Source organism: Mycobacterium sp. NGS56, from assembly GCF_059812425.1.
This window is the reverse complement of the sequence record NZ_JCALCQ010000001.1, coordinates 723,793-743,318: the sequence shown is the minus strand read 5'-3', so window position 1 is coordinate 743,318 and position 19,526 is coordinate 723,793. Positions and strand designations below refer to the sequence as shown.

Annotated in this window: 17 protein-coding genes; 11 read left to right on the top strand and 6 right to left on the bottom strand. The window is 66.0% G+C overall.

Annotated features, from left to right (window positions below; translation table 11 throughout):
- Positions 1-19 precede the first annotated feature (19 nt).
- From AC5Y4F_RS03465 to AC5Y4F_RS03430, 8 genes are all read left to right on the top strand, one after another.
- Positions 20-751, top strand: coding sequence for an enoyl-CoA hydratase (locus AC5Y4F_RS03465; protein WP_067930196.1), 732 nt, complete (start codon positions 20-22; stop codon positions 749-751).
- Positions 752-756: 5 nt separating this feature from the next.
- Positions 757-1,866 carry an MBL fold metallo-hydrolase gene (locus AC5Y4F_RS03460; RefSeq protein WP_067930349.1) on the top strand — a complete coding sequence of 370 codons (1,110 nt, stop codon included), beginning with the start codon at positions 757-759 and terminating at the stop codon, positions 1,864-1,866.
- A gap of 40 nt (positions 1,867-1,906) precedes the next feature.
- Positions 1,907-3,490: a serine hydrolase gene (locus AC5Y4F_RS03455; RefSeq protein ID WP_499995147.1), complete on the top strand. Its 1,584-nt coding sequence runs from the start codon at positions 1,907-1,909 to the stop codon at positions 3,488-3,490.
- Positions 3,487-5,868 carry a cation-translocating P-type ATPase gene (locus tag AC5Y4F_RS03450; protein WP_499995146.1) on the top strand — a complete coding sequence of 794 codons (2,382 nt, stop codon included), beginning with the start codon at positions 3,487-3,489 and terminating at the stop codon, positions 5,866-5,868. The genes AC5Y4F_RS03455 and AC5Y4F_RS03450 overlap by 4 nt, the downstream gene beginning before the upstream one ends.
- A 68-nt stretch (positions 5,869-5,936) precedes the next feature.
- A complete protein-coding gene (locus tag AC5Y4F_RS03445) occupies positions 5,937-6,125 on the top strand; it encodes an antitoxin (protein WP_067930187.1) in 189 nt (62 codons plus the stop codon).
- A gap of 3 nt (positions 6,126-6,128) precedes the next feature.
- Complete coding sequence (locus AC5Y4F_RS03440) at positions 6,129-6,602, top strand: type II toxin-antitoxin system Rv0910 family toxin (protein WP_067930185.1); 474 nt, start codon at positions 6,129-6,131, stop codon at positions 6,600-6,602.
- A gap of 88 nt (positions 6,603-6,690) precedes the next feature.
- Entirely contained in the window at positions 6,691-7,461 is a 771-nt protein-coding gene (locus AC5Y4F_RS03435; RefSeq protein ID WP_067930346.1) for a VOC family protein, read from the top strand.
- 137 nt (positions 7,462-7,598) lie between these two features.
- A complete protein-coding gene (locus AC5Y4F_RS03430; protein ID WP_067930182.1) occupies positions 7,599-8,033 on the top strand; it encodes a hypothetical protein in 435 nt (144 codons plus the stop codon).
- A 4-nt stretch (positions 8,034-8,037) separates the two neighbouring features.
- Here the strand turns inward: AC5Y4F_RS03430 and AC5Y4F_RS03425 are convergent, their stop codons facing one another.
- From AC5Y4F_RS03425 to AC5Y4F_RS03415, 3 genes are read right to left on the bottom strand one after another with little or no spacing between them, the layout of a single operon-like run.
- Positions 8,038-8,514 carry a VOC family protein gene (locus tag AC5Y4F_RS03425; protein ID WP_067930180.1) on the bottom strand — a complete coding sequence of 159 codons (477 nt, stop codon included), beginning with the start codon at positions 8,512-8,514 and terminating at the stop codon, positions 8,038-8,040.
- Positions 8,515-8,516: 2 nt separating this feature from the next.
- Positions 8,517-10,031 (bottom strand): carotenoid oxygenase family protein, encoded by a 1,515-nt coding sequence (locus AC5Y4F_RS03420; RefSeq protein ID WP_067930178.1) that lies wholly within the window; start codon positions 10,029-10,031, stop codon positions 8,517-8,519.
- Positions 10,021-11,259 carry an acetyl-CoA acetyltransferase gene (locus AC5Y4F_RS03415; RefSeq protein WP_067930177.1) on the bottom strand — a complete coding sequence of 413 codons (1,239 nt, stop codon included), beginning with the start codon at positions 11,257-11,259 and terminating at the stop codon, positions 10,021-10,023. Before AC5Y4F_RS03415 ends, AC5Y4F_RS03420 begins: the two co-directional genes overlap by 11 nt.
- A gap of 823 nt (positions 11,260-12,082) precedes the next feature.
- On the opposite strand from AC5Y4F_RS03415, the gene AC5Y4F_RS03410 reads away from it, so the two are divergent.
- Positions 12,083-13,582, top strand: a complete 1,500-nt coding sequence (locus AC5Y4F_RS03410) for a glycoside hydrolase family 183 protein (protein ID WP_067930176.1) — start codon at positions 12,083-12,085, stop codon at positions 13,580-13,582.
- 169 nt (positions 13,583-13,751) lie between these two features.
- On the opposite strand, the gene AC5Y4F_RS03405 is transcribed toward AC5Y4F_RS03410, so the two are convergent.
- The gene (locus AC5Y4F_RS03405; protein WP_082947419.1) at positions 13,752-13,970 is read right to left on the bottom strand and encodes a hypothetical protein; all 219 of its coding nucleotides are present in this window, start codon (positions 13,968-13,970) and stop codon (positions 13,752-13,754) included.
- 1,032 nt (positions 13,971-15,002) lie between these two features.
- Here AC5Y4F_RS03405 and AC5Y4F_RS03400 point away from each other — a divergent pair.
- Positions 15,003-16,232, top strand: coding sequence for a PPE family protein (locus AC5Y4F_RS03400; protein WP_082947417.1), 1,230 nt, complete (start codon positions 15,003-15,005; stop codon positions 16,230-16,232).
- A gap of 28 nt (positions 16,233-16,260) precedes the next feature.
- Positions 16,261-17,640 (top strand): PPE family protein, encoded by a 1,380-nt coding sequence (locus AC5Y4F_RS03395; protein WP_499995141.1) that lies wholly within the window; start codon positions 16,261-16,263, stop codon positions 17,638-17,640.
- Positions 17,641-17,812: 172 nt separating this feature from the next.
- Here the strand turns inward: AC5Y4F_RS03395 and AC5Y4F_RS03390 are convergent, their stop codons facing one another.
- Together AC5Y4F_RS03390 and AC5Y4F_RS03385 are read right to left on the bottom strand one after the other, a co-directional pair.
- Entirely contained in the window at positions 17,813-18,418 is a 606-nt protein-coding gene (locus AC5Y4F_RS03390; protein WP_499995139.1) for a DUF4268 domain-containing protein, read from the bottom strand.
- 542 nt (positions 18,419-18,960) lie between these two features.
- Positions 18,961-19,209, bottom strand: coding sequence for a hypothetical protein (locus AC5Y4F_RS03385; RefSeq protein WP_156749892.1), 249 nt, complete (start codon positions 19,207-19,209; stop codon positions 18,961-18,963).
- Between the last annotated feature and the right edge of the window lie 317 nt (positions 19,210-19,526).

Genomic DNA, 19,526 nt, shown 5'->3' with positions numbered 1-19,526 from the left:
GCTATATAGGGTGGCTGCCATGATCGGTGTTACCCGGGCCGAGGCCGTTATGACCATCGAGCTGCAGCGCCCCGAGCGCCGCAACGCGTTGAACTCTGAGCTGGTCGAGGAGCTGCGCGAGGCCGTGCTGAAGGCCGGAGACGGCTCCACCCGCGCGATCGTGCTGACGGGGCAGGGGACGGCGTTCTGTGCCGGCGCAGATCTCAGCGGTGACGCCTTCGCGGCCGACTACCCCGACCGGCTCGTCGAGCTGCACAGGGTGCTCGATGCCACATTGATCCCGGTGATCGGGGCCATCAACGGCCCGGCCATCGGCGCGGGCCTGCAGTTGGCCATGCAATGCGATCTGCGGGTCGTCGCACCCGACGCGTTCTTCCAATTCCCGACCTCGAAATATGGCCTGGCGCTGGATAACTGGAGCATCCGGCGGCTGTCGTCCCTCGTCGGTCACGGCCGGGCTCGGGCGATGCTGCTCACGGCGGAGAGGCTGACCGCCGACGTGGCGCTGCAGACCGGGATGGCCAATCGCATCGGGACACTGGCCGACGCGCAGGCCTGGGCCGCCGAGATCGCCGGGCTGGCGCCGCTGGCGATCCAGCACGCCAAGCGGGTGCTCAACGACGACGGCGCCATCGAAGAGGCCGATCCGGTGCACAAGGAACTCTTCGACAAAGCCTGGAGCAGCCAAGACGTCGTCGAAGCCCAGGTCGCCCGCATCGAGAAGCGGCCACCGAAGTTCCAGGGGGCGTGACAAACATGCGGGGGACGCTACGGCTGGTCGCCGGCACGGCGTCGCTGGCGGCGGGCGGTTGGCTGATGCGAGCGCTGCACGGCGCGCCGGACGCGCTCGGCGCCCATCCAGCCTCGATCGCCGCGGTGACAGCCGGGTCGCCGCACTACCGCAACGGCGTCTTCGTCAACCTCGAGCCCGCCTCCGAGACCAAGATGGACCGCGAGCAACTGCGGCTCATCGCGTGGGAGCTGATCGGCAACCGGGGCGCGAGCAAGCCGAAGGGGCCGATCCCGCTGGCGTCGCCGGGGATGCTCGACGCCGACCCGAGCCGGCTGGCTGTGAGCTGGTTCGGTCATTCCACGGCGCTGCTGGAGATCGACGGTTACCGGGTACTCACCGATCCCGTATGGAGCGACCGGTGTTCGCCGTCGGACGTCGTCGGCCCGCAGCGGCTGCATCCGCCGCCGATCCAACTCGAGGCGCTGCCCGCCGTCGACGCGGTGGTGATCAGCCACGATCATTACGACCACCTCGACATCGACACGGTCAGGGCGCTGGCCCGCACTCAGCGGGCACCGTTCTTCGTGCCGCTTGGCATCGGGGCCCACCTGCGGCGGTGGGGGATACCCGATCAGCGCATCGTCGAGCTCGACTGGCATCAGAGCGCCAAAGTCGACGAGCTGGCCGTGGTGTGCGTGCCGGCGCGGCACTTCTCGGGACGCTTTCTGGACCGCAATACGACGCTGTGGGCGTCCTGGGCGTTCGTCGGCCCGGCGCATCGGGCGTACTTCGGCGGCGACACCGGCTACTCGAAGAGCTTCGAGCAGATCGGCGCCGATCACGGGCCGTTCGACCTGACGCTGCTGCCGATCGGGGCCTACAACACGGCGTGGCCCGATGTCCACATGAACCCCGAGGAGGCGGTGCGCGCGCACCTCGACGTCACCGATGGCGGACTGCTGGTGCCGATCCATTGGGGCACCTTCCGATTGGCCCCGCACCCGTGGGCTGAACCGGTTGAGCGGCTGCTCGCCGCCGCCGCGCCGGAGCGGGTGCAGGTGGCGGTGCCGGCGCCGGGTCAACGCATCGATCCCGCGGCACCGGAGAAATCCGATGCCTGGTGGCGGCTGTAGATCCACGCGGCGCCCATCGTCACCGCGTTAGGGTTCGCGGATGACCAATCGCGCGGCCGCGGCCGTCCTCACCGCGGCGTTGCTCGGGTTGACGGGGTGCGACTCCGTACAGCCGACGGCGGGGCAGCCCTCCACACTGTCCGACACCCCGCCCAACGAGGTCGCCGGCGTGACGATCCCCGCCGGCCGCATTGACGAGGCCGTCGCCAAGCTGGACGGGTTGATCAACGACCTGATGAAAGGCACCGGCATTCCCGGGATGGCGGTAGCCGTCGTGCACAGCGGGAAGGTGTTGTACGCCAAAGGCTTCGGCGTCAAAGACGAGAGCAAGGGGCAGGGCAAGGACAACAAGGTGGACGCCGACACCGTCTTCCAGTTGGCTTCTGTGTCCAAATCGGTGGGCGCGACGGTAGTCGCGCACGAGGTCAGCGACAACGTGCTCGCGTGGGACACACCCGTCGCGGCCAAGCTGCCGTGGTTCACGCTGAACGATCCCTACGTCACCAGCCACGTGACCGTCGGCGACCTGTACGCGCATCGCTCCGGCTTGCCAGACCATGCCGGTGACAAGCTCGAAGACCTCGGCTATGACCGCCGGCAAATCCTGGAGCGGCTCAAGTACCTGCCGCTGGATTCGTTCCGAATCAGCTACGCCTACACCAACTATGGGATCACTGCCGGTGCCGAGGCGGTGGCGGCCGCGGCGGGCAAGCCATGGGAGGACCTCTCCGACGAGGTGCTCTACCGCCCGCTGGGAATGGCTTCGACCAGTTCGCGGTTCGCCGACTTCATCGCCAGGCCCAACCATGCGGTCAACCACATCAAAGTCGGTGACAAGTGGCAGGCCCGCTTCCAGCGCGACCCGGACACCCAGTCGCCGGCGGGCGGCGTGAGTTCATCGGTAAACGACATGGCGCGCTGGCTATTGATGTTGCTGGGCAACGGAACCTACAACGGCCGCCGGATCACGTCGCCGGAAGCACTGCTGCCCGCCATCAGCCCGCAAATGGTGTCGTCGCCCGCCACGACGCCGCAGGCGCGCACCGGATTCTACGGATACGGCTTCAACTCCTCGGTCGACTCGTCGGGCCGCACCGAGTTCAGCCATTCCGGCGCTTTCGATTTGGGCGCGGCCACAAATTTCGTGGTGCTGCCGTCGGAGGATTTGGGCATTGTCGCGCTGACCAACGCCGCGCCCTACGGCATCCCGGAAACGCTCGCCGCCGAGTTCATGGACCTCGTTCAGTACGGTCGGATCCGTGAGGACTGGGGACCGCTGTACAAGAAGGCGATCGGCTGGTTGAACAACCCGGTCGGCTCACTGGTCGGAAAGCAACCCCCGGTCAACCCCGCCCCGGCCCGACCGCTCGGTGACTACGCCGGCAGCTATGTGAGCGACTACTGGGGGCCGGCGGTCGTGACCCAACACGACGGCGCGCTGCAACTGCAGATGGGTCCGAAAAACCGGACGACCACCCTCGCCCACTGGGACGGCGACACCTTCACCTTTGCGCTGACCGACGAAAACGCACCACCCGGAACGGTTTCCAAAGCTGTTTTCGGCGACCATACGCTGAACTTGGAGTATTACGACTCGAACAAGCTGGGAACCTTCACGCGATGACTCACGCCTCGGGCCTGACCGACGCCGAAGTCGCGCAGCGGGTGGCGGACGGCAAAAGCAACGCGATGCGGCAGCGCGCCACTCGCAGCATCACCGAGATCGTCCGGGCCAACGTGTTCACTCGGATCAACGCGATCCTCGGAGTATTGCTGCTGATCGTGGTCGCGACGGGCTCGGTGATCAACGGCATGTTCGGGCTGTTGATCATCGCCAACAGTGTCGTCGGCATGGTTCAAGAAATCCGCGCGAAGCAGACGCTGGACAGGCTCGCCATCGTCGGGCAGGCGAAACCCCTGGTGCGCAGGCAATCCGGGACCAAGGCCGTGCCGCCCGGTGAAGTGGTGATCGACGACATCATCGAGGTGGGCCCCGGCGATCAGGTCGTCGTGGACGGGGAGGTCGTCGAGGAGGCGAGCTTGGAGGTCGACGAGTCGCTGTTGACCGGGGAGGCCGACCCGGTCGCCAAAGCCGTCGGTGACTCGGTGATGTCAGGCAGCTTCGTCGTCGCGGGCAGCGGTGCCTACCGCGCCACCAAGGTCGGGCCGGCCGCCTACGCGGCCAGGCTCGCCGAGGAGGCCAGCAAGTTCACGTTGGTGAAATCCGAACTGCGCAATGGGATTAACCGCATCCTGCAGTTCATCACCTACCTGTTGGTGCCGGCTGGACTGCTGACCGTCTACACCCAGTTGTTCACCACGCGCGCGGACTGGCGGGAGGCCGTGCTGCGCACGGTCGGCGCGCTGGTGCCGATGGTCCCCGAAGGGCTGGTGTTGTTGACCTCGGTCGCATTCGCGGTCGGGGTGGTGCGGCTCGGTCAGCGCCGGTGCCTGGTGCAGGAGCTGCCCGCCATCGAGGGACTCGCGCGCGTCGACGTGGTGTGCGCGGACAAGACGGGCACCTTGACCGAGAGCGGTATGCGGGTCGCGAGCGTAGACGAGCTCGACCAATCGGCGCAGCGGGAACCGATCGGCGACGTGCTCGCCTCGTTGGCCGCCGCCGATCCGCGTCCGAACGCGAGCATGCGGGCCATCGCCGAGACCTATCACCAGCCCCCCAGTTGGACCGCCACGGCGACGGCACCTTTCAAGTCGACCACCAAATGGAGCGGTGTCTCTTTCCAAGACCACGGCAACTGGGTGATGGGGGCTCCGGACGTGTTGCTCGAGCCGTCGTCGGACGTGGCTGTACAGGCCGAGCGGATCGGGGCGCAGGGGCTACGGGTGCTACTGGTCGGCGCCGGTGATGTCGCCGTCGACGACCCCGACGCGCCGGGCCGCGTCACCCCGGTTGCGCTGGTGGTCCTCGAACAGAAGGTGCGCCCGGACGCGGGCAAGACGCTGGATTACTTTGCTGAACAAGGCGTTTCGGTCAAGGTGTTGTCCGGGGACAACGCGGTCTCGGTCGGCGCCGTCGCCGGCACGCTGGGGCTGCGCGGCGAGACGATGGACGCGCGTCAATTGCCCTCGGAAACCGCACAATTGGCGGACGCGCTGGACACTCACACCACCTTCGGCAGGGTACGGCCGGACCAGAAACGGGCCATGGTGCACGCCCTGCAAACACACGGACACACTGTCGCGATGACCGGCGATGGCGTCAACGACGTGCTGGCCCTCAAGGACGCCGACATCGGCGTCGCGATGGGATCCGGCAGTCCGGCAGCGCGCGCCGTCGCGCAGATCGTGCTGCTGGACAACAGATTCGAGACGCTGCCTTACGTCGTCGGCGAGGGCAGGCGGGTGATCGGCAACATCGAACGCGTCGCTAACCTTTTCTTGACCAAAACGGTGTACTCGGTCCTGCTGGCCTTCTTGGTGGGCATCGAATGCCTGCTGGCCAAACCACTCAAGGCCGACCCGTTGCTATATCCGTTCCAGCCCATCCACGTCACCATCGCGGCTTGGTTCACCATCGGCATACCGTCGTTCATCCTGTCGCTGGCGCCCAACAACGAACGCGCGCACCCGGGCTTCGTGCGCCGGGTCGTCTCATCGGCACTGCCCTCCGGATTGATCGTCGGCAGCGCGACGTTCGCCTCCTACCTGCTGGCGTATCACGGTCGTCACGCCAGCTTCCAGCAACAGGATCAGGCGTCCACTGCCGCCCTGATCACCTTGCTGATGACGGCGCTGTGGGTGCTGGCGGTGGTGGCGCGGCCGTACCAGTGGTGGCGGGTGGCGCTGGTAATCGCTTCGGGCGTGGCCTATGTCGTGATTTTCAGCCTGCCGTTGGCGCGCAAGGCGTTCCTGTTCGACCCGTCCAATGTCGCGGTGACGTCGACCGCGCTGGGCGTCGGTGTGCTGGGCGCCGCAGCTATCGAGGCCACGTGGTGGATTCGCGCCAAGGTGTTGGGCGTGCAGCCGCGGTTGTGGCGCTGAGCGCGCCGAACTCACCCCGCAGTGGGTTGTCGCGGACCAAGTACGATGCCGGGAAAAGGGAGGAGCGCATGGGTTTCCTGGACAAGGCGAAGGACCTGTTGTCGCAGAACGCCGACAAGGTCGAGATGGCGATCGACAAGGCCGGCGAGTTCGTCGACGAGAAGACGCAGGGCAAGTACACCGACACCATCCACCAGGTGCAGGAGCAGGCCAAGAAGGCCACCGGCGCCCCGGACACCGGCGACCAGCAGAACTGAGCAATGGCCAAGCTTTCCGGATCCATCGATGTCCCGCTGCCACCGGAGGAGGCCTGGCAGCACGCCTCTGACCTGTCCCGGTACAGGGACTGGCTGACCATTCACCGGGTGTGGCGCAGCATCCTGCCCGACGCGATAGAAAAGGGCACGGTCGTCGAGTCGATCGTCGAGGTCAAGGGGATGTACAACCGGATCAAGTGGACGGTCGTGCGCTACAAGCCGCCCGAGGGCATGACGCTCAACGGCGACGGGGTCGGCGGGGTCAAGGTCAAGCTGATGGCCAAGGTCGCGCCAAAAGACGACGGCTCCATCGTCAGCTTCGACGTACACCTGGGCGGGCCGGCGCTGTTCGGTCCCATCGGCATGATCGTCGCCGCCGCCTTGCGGGGCGACATCAACCAATCGCTGGAGAACTTCGTCACCGTGTTCACCCGGGCCGACCCGAGCACGAATGGCGACGGTGGGGCTCGTCGCTGATCGCCGCCGCCGATGAGTTTCCGGCCCGACGGCGGTCTACAGTGTGAAGCCCTTTCCTTCGGGGCCAGAACACCACCAGGAGGTCACCGTGCCCATCCCTGACTGCGCCCCGCTAGGCGCTCCATGCTGGATCGATCTGACCACGTCCGACGTCGCCCGCGCCCAGGACTTTTACGGCACGGTCTTCGGCTGGACGTTCGAGTCCGCCGGACCCGAGTACGGCGGCTACGTCAATGCGGCCAAGGACGGCCACCCGGTGGCCGGGGTCATGGCCAACCGGCCAGAAAGCGGGTCGCCCGACCACTGGGCCACCTACTTCCACACCCGCGAGATCGACACCACGCTGGCCGCGGTGACCGCGGCCGGTGGATCGGTGTGCATGGCGATGGAGGTGCCCGCAAAGGGTCACATGGCCGTGGCGACCGACCCCGCCGGGGCGGTGTTCGGGCTGTGGCAGCCGTTGGGCCACCGCGGCTTCGAGCTCATCGGGGCGGCGGGCGCTCCGGTGTGGCACCAGCTGACCACGCGCGGCTACGGCGCGGCCCTTGCCTTCTACGGCGACGTCTTTGGCTGGCAGACCGAGGCTGTCTCCGATACTGACGAATTCCGTTACAGCACAGCGCGCTTCGGTGAAGAGCCATTGCTCGGCGTCATGGACGGTGCCGCAACCCTGCCAGAAGACATCCCGTCGAACTGGGTGATCTTCTTCGGCGCCGAAGACGTCGACAAGACCCTGCGGGTGATCGCCGACAATGGCGGCACGGTGGTGCGCGACGCCGAGGACACACCGTACGGACGGCTGGCCGCGGCGGCCGATCCGACGGGTGCCGTCTTCAATCTGTCCTCGCTGCAGACCTAGCGCCCCGCCTCGGGCACCCGGTGTTGGGCACCACCCGCGTGCGAGCGTCACGCCGGCGTGGCCACCGGCGACCGGCGCCACGCTAGCGGAACGCTCGCTCACGTGAGCCGGCGCCGGCGTCCGTTAGTCTCACTAGCATGACTCGCCGACTGCGCCCCGGTTGGCTGGTGGCGCTTTTCGCCGTCATGGTGTCGGCCAGTGCATGGCTGCCTTGGCTGCGGACGCGGGTAAACGGCGGGGGCTGGGCCAACGCCATCGGCGGCGCCCACGGCAACCTGGAGCTGCCCCGGGGGTTCGGCGCGGGTCAGCTCATCGTGCTGTTGGCCTCGACGCTGTTGGTGGTCGGCGCGATGATGGGTCGTGGTTTGTCGGTGAAGCTCGCTTCGGCTGCCGCACTGCTGATTTCGTCGCTGATCGTGGCGCTGACGTGCTGGTATTACAAGCTCAACGTCAATCCGCCGGTGTCGGCCGAATACGGGCTGTACGTCGGAGCGGGTGCCGCCGTCTGCGCGGTCGCGTGTTCGCTGGTGGCCGTCATCACCGCCTTGGCTTCCGGCCGGTCCGGCCGCTGAATCGTCAGGCCGACGGGAATTCGTGCTTTCCCGAGGCGCCGCTGTTGTCGGGCTCGTTGACGCCGAATACGAAGGGCGCGAAGACTATTTCGCGTCCATCCGGGTCACGGAAGGTCACGGCGCCCGTGGCCTCCCAGTAGGGGTGCTGTTCGACGGGTTCGACGCCCGCGTCGCGCAGGCGGGCCAGGGCGGCCTGTTGCGCGCGCTTGTCGGGGAAGTACAGGCACAGCTGTTCGTGGTGGTCCACGGCGACGGGCTCGGACGATTCGACGAGTTCCAGTGTCAGGTTCCAGCTGGGCAGCCCGAAGATGGCGCCGTTGCTGCCGAAGCTTCCCTCAAACGTCTCATAGAGTGGCAGCCCAACCAACTCACGGTAAAACCGCACGGTCTCAGCGAAATTCGGCGACCGTCGAGCGAAACGCATGCCGCCGATCGAGCTCAGCTGTGCAGGCCAGTGCGTCATCCGGCGGCGGTGCGGCATCGTTACAGCCCAATCGCGCCGGCCGCCGACTCCGCGGTGTTCCAGCGCCGCAGTTGAGCGCCGGGCGCCCAGGTAGCGTGGGTGCCGCTGGAAATGCGTTCGGGCAGTTGCAGTTTGCACACGGGGCCGTCACCGACCCGAGCGGCGTCGAAGACCAGGCAGTGGGAGGCGTCGGTGTTCATGTCGGTGGTAAGGGTGACCAGATAGCCGTCGTCTTCACCGGTGGCGCCCACGCGCGGTGCCATCGCGGTCTCGCTGCCGTAGACGCCCGCACCGAACGAGAACCCCTCCTCGGTTCCCGTGCGCAGGTCATGTTTGACCAGGCCGTCGAACAAGAACCAGCCGGGCTTGCCGGTCGCGGCATAGGTGTAGCGGTAGTCGGCGCCGGCGCACCCGGGATTGATGGTGCCGAACTCGGTGATGGACTCCGAGAGCCGCTCTTCTCGTACCGCTCCGGTGACCAGGTTGAAGCGCCAGCGGTGCAGCCGAGCCTGCAGGCGATCGAGGGCGAGGAAGCGAAACAGCTTCTCCCACTTGGTTCCTCCGGTATCGAGCGGGGACGGATCGCCTTCGAAGAAGCCGTCGAGCACGACCTCGTCACCGTCCTCGTAGGCGTTGGTGAAGTGCAGCACGAAGGTGGGATCGGCCTCGAACCAGCGAATGTCTCCGGTCTCGCCACGGCGCGGGATCACCGCGAACCGCGACGGGATGTCGGGATAGAAGCGCGGCAGGTGCACGTCGTGCTCGAGCAGCTGGGGATCCCAGAACAGTGGAAAATCGTTGAGGATGGCGTAGTTTTCGGTAAACGCCATGTCGTGGGGGAGACGCGGTCCGGGTAGCGGGATGTCGACATAGTGCACCAGCTCGTTGCGCTCGTCGACGACGCCGTAATGCATGAACGGCTCTTGCTTGCTGTAGTTGAAGAACAGCAGTTCACCGGTTCTGTTGTCTACCTTGGGATGTGCGGACACCCCCCACTCTGTCGGGAAGCCACCATTCCAGGACTCCTTGCCCAACGTGGCGGCCGAGTACGGGTCGATTCGGTACAGGTCGCCGCACTGGTAGAAACTGGTCAGCGCGATTCCGCGGTGGACGATCACGTCCGTGCTCGACGCATCCTTCATCTTGGTACGCGCGCCCCACCCGCGCTCGCGGCGGGCCAGTTGCACGGGCTCGGCCAGACCCGGCCACAACGGCTCGCCGGCCTCGTTCTCGGCCAGGAAACCATCGGTGCGGATGAATCGGTTGCGGTAGAAGGCTTTTCCGTCACGGAAACCGACCACATGCACCATGCCGTCGCCGTCGAACGGATGATAGGTCTTCAAGGCCGGATGCAGGGGGTTCTCGGTGTTGCGCAGGTAGACGCCGTCCAGGTCGCCGGGGATCTCACCCTCGACTGCGATGAGGTCGTCGGCGTCCCACTCGGTGGTCTGGGGGCGCCACGGTCCCGTGCGATACGGGTGCTCGTCGTCCTCGGGCAGCGTAGAGAGGAACTTGCCGACGATCTCAACATCCATAGTCACACGCCTTTGTGCCGCTGACGACGAAACTCACTGTGGTGGCGGTGCTGCCGCCGAAATTCAGGGTGCCGAAGGTCTTAGCGCCATCGACCTGATACTCCCCGGCGGCGTCGCTGACCTGTTTGGCCGCGTCAAGCAGCATCCGCACGCCGGAGGCTCCGACCGGATGTCCGCCGCCGATCAGCCCCCCGCTCGGGTTGATCGGCAGCCGGCCTCCCATCTCGATCTCACCGTTCTCGATCGCCTTCCACGATTCGCCAGGGCCGGTCAGCCCGATGTGGTCGATCGCCAGGTACTCGCTGGGAGTGAAACAGTCATGCACTTCGAATCCGTCGACGTCGTCGAGGCCGCACTGTGCGCGACGCAACGCGTCGAGTACCGCCGCCCGCACATGGGGAAGCACATAGGGGTCGCCGTCAGCACGATCCAGTTTCTGTCGTAGACCCAGCCCGACGGTGCGATGGCCCCACCCGTCGATCCGGGCGATCGTGCGCGCATCGGGATGATCGCGCAGATAGGCGTCATTGACGAGTACCAATCCCGCGCCGCCGTCGGTCATTTGGCTGCAGTCGAATCGGCGAAGCCGGCCTTCGGTGATCGGATTGCTCGCGTCATCGTCGACGATTGGGTCGGGGACGGTCCATTCCCGGGTTTGGGCGTTGGGGTTGCGCCGCGCGTTGGCGAAGTTCAGCTGCGCGATGGCACGCAGGTGCGCGTCGTTCAGGCCGTACCGCTGGTCGTACTCGTCTGCCACCTCGGCAAACATTGACGGCCACAGGTAGCGGGCGTCGGCTCCCTCGTGCCCGGTCCATGCGGCCGCACCCAGATGCTGGGCGGCGGTGTCGCCGGGAACCGTCTTCTCCAACTCGATTCCCACCACCAGCGCTGCATCGTAGGCGCCCGATCGCAGATCGGCCATTGCCGAAAGCGCCGCCACGCTGCCAGAGGCGCACGCCGCCTCGTGCCGCGAAGCCGGCGTATCCCAGAGGCCGTCGCACACGGTAGCGGGCATTGCCCCGAGGTGGCCCTGACGCGCGAACATCTCGCCGAAGGCGTTGCCGACGTGCACCACCTCGATGTCGGCCGCCGCAACCCTGGCCGCGGTGAGCGTGGAGTGGACGACCTCGGCGGTCAGCGCGGCGAAATCGCGGCCTTCTTTGGTGAGGTTGCGAGCGAAATCGCTTTGATAACCACCGAGAATCCACACACCGGCCGAGTCATGCATACGCCGACCGTACTACCGCACGGCTGGGTTGTTCACGCCTATCGGCGACCCGATGCCGACCGGTGCGGATCGGTAGACGGGTCCAACGAGGGCGGCCCCGTCGGCTCTCGGGCTGAACCGACGGGACCTAGACAAGTGCGAAGGCCGGCCGACGCACTCGCCTCTGTTGGATCATTTCCCTCGATGAGGGTCGACAAACATGTTGACCCGATCTGATTTGCGTGTCACACCGCGGCGGGCGATTGTCGATTCCCGTTTTGCGCGTGTGCAATAGAGCTCTCGGGAGCTTGCGCCGGCGCTCGGCTGAGCCGCGGAAATCTGGTGCGCTCGTACCAATGCGAATCAACGGCTCGGGTCGCCGCTGGGCGTCGAACAACGCCTTCCATGCGTCCCCGCGCGGCGCGCCTCGCCGCTTTTGGCGGCCGTGTAGCAAAGTGCCGATCTCGCTTAACTCGGCACGGGCAGCGGCCGCGCCGACGCCGGAGGGCCTGCGATGGTGTCTTCGCCGCGCAGCGACAAGCCGACGGCGGCCAACGCTCGGAGGTCAGTCGGTTGCACGGTCGTTGGTCGTGCCTCTTGGGGGACCACGCAGCCGCTACCACTTCAAGCGGCGGCAACCTTGGTAACGCATCCCACCTGCTCATATGCATGGGCAGCTAATCGTCTGCCGGGGCGGCACGGGCCGTCAGTGCAGCGTTGCGACACGGTTACGGATGGATACCTATCAGCTCATCACTGGTCACATTTGCCACGCAGATCACTATCGTCACATGAGCCAGCTAAGGGACGTCAATGCGGTGTCCTACCCCTCGAAAGGTGCTACATGTCGGCGTTTCTGCGAAGTGTGTCGCTATCGATGGCGTCGGCGGCCGCTATCGGATTCGTCCTCGTGGTGGGACCCGCGCCAACTGCCAGCGCCACGCCCTGCGGGGCACCCGAGGCGAACGTGGATCCTCCCGCCGCGCCCCCGGCCATGCCCGCGCCGCAGCCGGTCGTGCAACCGCCGACCGGGCGTCGGCCCTCACACACGAACGACCAGGCGCCGCTGCCGAGGCTCGGCCCGCTGATCTCGTCTCTGCTCAAGCCGGCCGCTCCGGGCCGCCAGTACGCAGCGCCGCTGCACCCGCAAGCCGAGGTGCTGCCACCCGGGCCCAATCCGCCGCCCGCGCCCGGCGTCCCGTTGCCTCCCAACGCAAATCAGCTGCGCCCCAACGCAGTCCCTGTTCCGCAGCCGCAGCCGCAACCGCAGCCCGAGCAGGCACCGCCGCCTCCTTCGATCGCGGGTGCTCCGACGTCGCTCGTCGACTGGGTGACCGGACCGAACGGCCCTAACAAGACCCTGCAACGCTTCAGCATCTCGGGTACCGACCTTGGGATTGCTTGGGACAACGGTGATCCCGTGAACCGTCAGGTACTGATGGCCTTCGGTGACACCTTCGGTTATTGCAAGGTGCACGGTCAGCAGTGGCGCTACAACACCCTGTTCCGCAGCAACGATCGTGATCTTTCCAAAGGCATTCATATCGCCGATGGTGTGCCGAACGACAGGTATTCGGGATCACCGGTGTGGGCGCCCGGCCTTTCCAAGCAGGTCGTCAACACCATCCATAAGGCCGCGCACGAGACGGGCATCATTCCGACCGCAGCGATGTCCATGGGCAGAACCCAGTACATGAGCTATATGTCCATCCGTCAGTGGGGCCGGGACGGCGAATGGTCGACGAACTACTCGGCGATCGCCAGGTCCAATGACAATGGCCAGAACTGGGGAATCTTCCCGACGACCATTCGTACGGCCTCGCCGGATGCCATCCCCGGAGCGGGGTTCACGCCCGGAAATGAGAACTTCCAGATGGGCGCGTTCCTGAAGGGGAACGACGGTTACCTCTACCAGTTCGGCACTCCGTCTGGGCGCGGCGGCGCGGCTTTTCTCTCGCGCGTCCCGCCGAATCAATTGCCCGACCTGACCAAGTACCAGTACTGGAACGGCGACAACGGCGGCCATTGGGTGGCGAACAACCCGGGCGCGGCGACTCCGATTTTCCCGGGGCCGGTTGGCGAAATGTCGGCCCAGTACAACAGTTATCTCAAGCAGTATCTGGTGCTGTACACCAATGGCGGCAGCAACGACGTGGTGGCAAGGACCGCACCGACGCCGCAGGGGCCGTGGAGTCCCGAGCAACCGCTGGTGTCGTCGTTCCAGATGCCCGGCGGCATCTATGCGCCAATGATTCATCCGTGGTCGTCGGGACGAGATCTGTACTTCAACCTGTCGTTGTGGTCGGCCTACGACGTGATGCTGATGCACACCGTATTGCCGTAGAGCCGTCGCCGGCGGATGACGAGGTCAGGGGGAAGGCGGCTTTCGCTCGCAGACGCCCGGGGGGATGCGGGCGTCTGCGGCGTTAGTTGCCGGGGAGGTGAATATTCCTAACCAGCCCGGGAGTAGCTAAAGGCTTTTCGCGAGGAGTCGGCCGCGATGGTTCTTGCGGCTACGGCGGGGGCAGGGGAATCCATCGTTTGCCGTCCGTCGTCCAACCGCAGGGCAGGTAGTTCCAGTGCGCCGGCGGATTGGAGTCGAAACTCAGGCACTTCGGCGTGTAGAACGATGGCTCGGGCGGAGGGGGTGCCGGCTGGTCCTCAGCGCGTGCGATAGCACCGCTGAGCATCACCGCCCCAACGGCGATCAGTATCGCGACTGACTTCCGCATCGCAGGCTCGGCAAGTCCTATGCCTTGACCAAGCGACCGGCGCTACGTTTGTTTCCTTGCACGCACGGTATAGATGCTAGTCCTCTTTCACGGGCTATGTGGGGCTTGCGAGTCTCTCGCCGAGGTAGGACGCCGCACCCCGGCCGAAGCGTCGATATGTTCGGCACCGCGAGCCCCTGCGCCGACGGAACCGGCCGGTCCGTTCGTCGTGCGCGAGGGTTGCTAGCGGTGGCGGCGGGAGCGAGTGCGCGATAGTAGGACCCGTTGATGAACGTAAGCTGGACAGGGCGTCACAACGAAAAGTACGATCGTGTTCAGTCAGCAAGTGGTAAAGCGGGGAAATTGTTTGCGGCACAGGGCCGTGCAAGCAGGAGCATCGCAATGAGGTCTCTCGATGGGAGCTCACCGCCAGTGTTTGCGGCGAGTGCCTCTGGGGTGACCCTGCACCGCCTGAATCACACCCCGCTGCCCGCCCGTTATTTCGAGCGCGCCCGGCCCTGCCTCGCCACAGTCATCTCCGAGCAAACACGCGAAGATAGCTGGCACGCAATCGAAATCATTGCGAATAGGCACAACCGCCGAGTCGAGTCCTACCTGCAACGCCGACGGCATCGTCCGTGGCGCAACAGGGGATCTTAGGCTCGACCGTCGACCTGTCGACGTCGTGATCGGCGTTGCGCAGCAACTCCGACGATGTCGATGTATCACCCACGGCCGAAGAATGCCGTAGCTACGTCACGCGTCGCGCAGGGTTGCCCGAGCCGCAGCCTGCTGCCGGGATCTGGTCACGGAACGTCATTCATCGATCGCCGTGTGTCACAACAAATAATGTCGCCATGCTCGGCCTGGCTCCTCACGTAGTGGGAGTGAGCCAGCGGCATTGCAGCTCTGGATGACAAAAATGGATCGGGCGCAGTGGTGCCCGACGCGAGCACCAGAAGTGGCGTTTAGCGGATCAGCAGATAGGTACGGCGGGTCGGTGTGCAACTTGCACAGGCGTGATCGCTGTGCCGTTAGTTATGAGGTGTAGCAATGGACTTCGGAGGTTTACCGCCGGAGGTCAACTCCGGGCGAATGTACGCCGGCCCCGGATCGGGCCCGATGTTGGCAGCAGCCGCGGCGTGGGATGCGTTGGCCGCCCAATTGCACACCGCGGCAGCATCATACGAGTCGTCGATCGCGAACCTGACCGGCGGCTGGCGCGGTCCTTCGTCGACCGCGATGTCGGCCGCAGCAGCGCCGTATGCGGCGTGGATGAGCGCGACCGCTGCCCAGGCCGAGCAAACCGCCAATCAGGCGCGAGCGGCAATATCCGCTTATGAGGCCGCATTCGCCGCGACAGTGCCGCCGCCGATCGTTGCGGCCAACCGCGCCCGGCTGATGGCTCTGGTCGCTACCAACTTTCTCGGTCAAAACACCCCGGCGATCATGGCCACCGAGGCCGAGTACGCCGAGATGTGGGCCCAGGATGCGGCGGCGATGTACGGCTACGCGGGCTCCTCGGCGGCCGCTAGCCAGATGACCCCATTCGGCCAGCCGCCGCAGACCACCAACGCGGCCGGGACGGCGGGACAAGCCGCCACCGTCGCGCATGCCACCGGCGGCATCGCCACAAATACGGAGTCGGCGCTGCCGCAATTGATGTCGGCTGTTCCGCAATCCCTGCAAACCCTCACAACCCCAACCGCCGCCGCAGCCGACCCGCCGTCGCTACTATTAGGACTCAACTCGGCCCTGACCGGTCCGTTAGGGCCCGTCTCGTTGTATGGCATTGGGGGCAGCCCCTATCTGCTGGGGGTTGAGAACTATCTGGTGCCCCAGAACGTGGCGAATCTCAACAGCGCGAGTCACCGACTCGACAGGGATCGATCGGCGCTGCGATCGCTGGGCGGTGGCCTCGGTTCCGAAACGCGGACGGTGCACTCGACGCCCTCCGGCGGAACCGGGATGTCCGCGGGTGTAGGCCGTGCCGGAGTGGTTGGTCGTCTGTCGGTGCCGCTGGGATGGGCAGCGGCGGCACCGGAAATCCGGACGGTCGCCGCGGTGATGCCGCAGGCCAGTTTCGCCGGTGCTCCGGCCGCAGTTGCGGCGGGGGAGCAGGGGTCGCTGTTCGGCAACATGGCCGCTTCCGGCCTGGCCGGGCGCGCCGCTGCTGCGGGTGGCGGTTCTGCCCGCGACATCACCTTCGGCGGCAACGCATTCGGGCGGGCAGCGACCACTGCCACGATCATTGTCATCAACGCGGACGACGCGCAGGAATAGCCGCGGTCATTAATCTTAAGGAGCAGCAATGGATTTTGGAATCTTACCGCCGGAAATCAACTCCGTCCGGATGTATGCGGGACCCGGCGCGGGATCGATGTTGGCCGCGGCGTCGGCATGGGATGCGTTGGCCGCTCAGCTGAACGCTGCGTCAGCGTCGTATGAGTCGGTGATCTCGAACCTGTCGAGCGGGTGGCAGGGTCCGTCGTCGGTGGCGATGGCGGCCGCGGCGACACCGTATGTGGAGTGGATGAGCGCCACCGCTGCGCAGGCCGAGCAGGCCGCCGCCCAGGCCAGAGCGGCGACGGCGGCCTATGAGGCCGCCTACCTGGCGACGGTGCCACCGCCGACGATCGCGGAAAACCGCAGTCGGCTGGCGTTACTGGTGGCCACAAACGTACTAGGGCAGAACACCGCCGCGATCGCTGCCACCGAGGCGGAGTACGGGCAGATGTGGGCGCAAGATGCGGCCGCCATGTATGGGTACGCCGGTTCGTCGGCGACGGCCGCGCGGATGTCACCGTTCAAGTCCGCGCCGCAAACCACGAATCCCGTTGGGGCGGTTAGCCAATCAGGTGCGGTCGCGCACGCTGGCGGCGCCGCGCCGGCCAACGCTCAGTCGGCCTTGTCGCAGCTGATGTCGACAACGCCGCGAACGCTGCAAGGCCTCGCGTCGCCCGCGGCATCGCCGGCTGCGGATCCGTCGTCATTGGCATCGTTTTTGAACAACCTGAATTCCACGCCGTTGGCGAGGATTGCCGCGAACATCGAATTCGTCACCAAAGGCATTCGGCCGGTGAACGACACGTTGCTCAGCCTCAGTTTGGGCCTGGTGGCAACGGCGCGGGCCTGGAACGACACAGCGGTCGAGCTCGAGGGGCCACTGTTCGCGGCGCTCGGTTCGAGCAGCCAGGCAGTGGGAGCTGCGGGTGGGGCCGCGGTGTCGGCAAGCGTCGGCAGTGCGGGCCTGGCAGGAGCCTTATCGGTGCCGCCGAGCTGGGCCGTAGCCAGTCCTGCCGTCAAACTCGCCGCCACTGTCTTGCAGTGCACGGGCGCGGGTGCCACACCGACGGTCGCGGCGGCCGCGAGCGGCTTCTCGGGTGAGATGGCGTTGGCAGGTTTGGCCGGAGGTGCCCTGGGCGGCGCCGTGCCCCGCGGGGCGACGGGCGGCGCCCTGCGAGGCTCGGGACGCCGCTCGCCGCACAAAGAGGGGGAGGCCCCGGACAAGCTCAAGACCGTTTTGGCGGAACTGCAAGAGTCGCCCGAGGCGGTTCAGCACTGGCACACCGATAAGGCGCATCTGGAAAGCCTCTTGGACCAGCTGTCCAAGAAGCCGGGCGTCCACGCCGTGCATTTGTCCTCGGCGGACAAATCGAAGGCCACACCGCCACGGCCTACGTGGGGTTAATAAATCATCTTGTCCGGGGCCAGACGACGCCGTTGTGGAATCCACCACGCGGTCGTCATGGCCGCGGCGCGCAACGCGGGGGCCAAGACAATGACAACGTCTCCCAACGCAAGCAGCAGGATGACGCCCGCGATGACGCACAGCGTCGCGGCAGGAGTCCGCGGTCATCCGGTTAGCCGGCTTCCGCGAAGCGCACGGCAGGCATCGTCTCTTTGAGGCGTCCAAGCCCACCGACCGCTTCAACCGCCTGCCTGAACCGCTCATGCTGATCCAGCACCCAATCGAGCATCGCGGGCCACAGATCCACGTCCGCAACATCGGCGAACTGCGATGTGACGCAGATTGCGGCGGCCTTCTTACCGGGCTTGTCGTCCCACTGGGCGGCCTGGCCCAGGGCCCGCTCGAATTCATCCTTGATCGCACGGAGCGCCCCGAACCGGGCCGAATTGACGCGGGGATCGCGACTGCTGAAGTAAAGCTGCACGCCCAGACCCCGGTGGGTGAATGCGGTTGAGTATGCAACCGCGCTTATGCCGGTAGGAAGGTTGTATCGCGCGGCACGTGTCGGTGTTCTCCGTTTTGTCCAGGCGGGGTGGTCCGCGCCTACGCGGTTGAGGAACTGCTCCCAGAAGTCCCAATACAGCTTGGAACGTTCGGTCACCGTCGCCGCCTTACCTCGCCTTCCCAATTCGTATGTGGGCACGACCCCGTCGGAATTCGGCGCCGGGGCGGAAGCGTCGCTCTTGACCACCTCGGTCTCGGGTCCGCCAGGGCGCACGTCGGCGCCTCGTGCGGCCGCTCTTGTAGCCGCTGCGCGTCGGGTCCTTGCTTTGGCGGCCCTCGCCTTGCCGGCCCTCGTCTGAACGACCCACGCCGCGAGCACGATTCCACCGATAGCGACAAAGAAAACGAGAAACAGAACGTAGAAGAAACCGGCCGCATCCATGACGTCACCGCCCGAAAGCCAGCTGCCGGAACTGTGCGGCAATTCCGTACAGGTGCTGGCCCAGCGACTGGGCAGTCATGAGGCGGCTACCACAGTTGAGTGAACGCTGTCATGGCCGTGAGATGCGCCGCGGGGCAACATGCTCGCCCGAACCTCCGGGTTTGGTGATGCTGTTTGGTGACGCTGCCCGACTCGTCGCTTCGAGCGTAAGTGTCCGAGCCGTTAGTTAGGGGGGAATTGCGAAACTTGCGCAACCGTTAAGTGCCGTCGGGCTGTGATCGCGGCAGTGCGCGGCGAATCTGACGCGGCGCCGATCCGCGGTGTCAGACGTGGCGCGAGGCTAGGTAAGTGCGAATGGCACACAGTCACCGGGGTCACCAAGCGGCTTCCCCTCGCAGGCGTAAACGGGCCCCTGCTATCACGGCCTCGGCTTCTGCAACGACTGCGTCTGCCGCCTTGGCTTCTGTCGTCGCCGCGACTGCCTCGGCTTCTGCTGCCGCGGCGCGCCGGGCCACGTCTTCTCGTGCCATCGCCAGCGCGGAAATCAACATCCCAACGCAGGCCACAGCGGCCACGACCGGCCCCGCTGCGGCGGTGACGACGAACGCGAAAGAAAAGCTCAAGACAACGAGCCGAACAAGCGTCCTGGTCCTCATGGAGGTTTAGTCGGCTGGTACCGCGTTTGCGTTACGTAAGGATTCGCAGCCGATGCGGGGCTGTCCCGGTTCAGCTCGGTAAGGGTCCGCTCTTCGGAATGTTGTGCCGGGCGTCCTACGAATAAGCTGGCGCAAAGTGGCTAGCCCGCCAACGGAGTAGGGTAGCGGGGGCGGTTGGGAGACGCTAGATAACACCCCCCGGTGCATTACGGATGGACAGCTGGACGGCATCAAGTTCCAAGTCGAAAGTCCGTGCGTCTCAGTAAATCCCTGCCCCAGGAAGA

Excerpts from the sequence above, each read along its gene's own strand:
- AC5Y4F_RS03455 (WP_499995147.1), top strand. The coding sequence starts at position 1,907 with ATGACCAATCGCGCGGCCGCGGCCGTCCTCACCGCGGCGTTGCTCGGG.
- AC5Y4F_RS03420 (WP_067930178.1), bottom strand. The coding sequence starts at position 10,031 with ATGGATGTTGAGATCGTCGGCAAGTTCCTCTCTACGCTGCCCGAGGAC.
- AC5Y4F_RS03425 (WP_067930180.1), bottom strand. The coding sequence starts at position 8,514 with ATGCCGCACCGCCGCCGGATGACGCACTGGCCTGCACAGCTGAGCTCG.
- AC5Y4F_RS03450 (WP_499995146.1), top strand. The coding sequence starts at position 3,487 with ATGACTCACGCCTCGGGCCTGACCGACGCCGAAGTCGCGCAGCGGGTG.
- AC5Y4F_RS03400 (WP_082947417.1), top strand. The coding sequence starts at position 15,003 with ATGGACTTCGGAGGTTTACCGCCGGAGGTCAACTCCGGGCGAATGTAC.
- AC5Y4F_RS03460 (WP_067930349.1), top strand. The coding sequence starts at position 757 with ATGCGGGGGACGCTACGGCTGGTCGCCGGCACGGCGTCGCTGGCGGCG.
- AC5Y4F_RS03445 (WP_067930187.1), top strand. The coding sequence starts at position 5,937 with ATGGGTTTCCTGGACAAGGCGAAGGACCTGTTGTCGCAGAACGCCGAC.
- AC5Y4F_RS03405 (WP_082947419.1), bottom strand. The coding sequence starts at position 13,970 with ATGCGGAAGTCAGTCGCGATACTGATCGCCGTTGGGGCGGTGATGCTC.
- AC5Y4F_RS03415 (WP_067930177.1), bottom strand. The coding sequence starts at position 11,259 with ATGCATGACTCGGCCGGTGTGTGGATTCTCGGTGGTTATCAAAGCGAT.
- AC5Y4F_RS03410 (WP_067930176.1), top strand. The coding sequence starts at position 12,083 with ATGTCGGCGTTTCTGCGAAGTGTGTCGCTATCGATGGCGTCGGCGGCC.
- AC5Y4F_RS03430 (WP_067930182.1), top strand. The coding sequence starts at position 7,599 with ATGACTCGCCGACTGCGCCCCGGTTGGCTGGTGGCGCTTTTCGCCGTC.
- AC5Y4F_RS03465 (WP_067930196.1), top strand. The coding sequence starts at position 20 with ATGATCGGTGTTACCCGGGCCGAGGCCGTTATGACCATCGAGCTGCAG.
- AC5Y4F_RS03395 (WP_499995141.1), top strand. The coding sequence starts at position 16,261 with ATGGATTTTGGAATCTTACCGCCGGAAATCAACTCCGTCCGGATGTAT.
- AC5Y4F_RS03440 (WP_067930185.1), top strand. The coding sequence starts at position 6,129 with ATGGCCAAGCTTTCCGGATCCATCGATGTCCCGCTGCCACCGGAGGAG.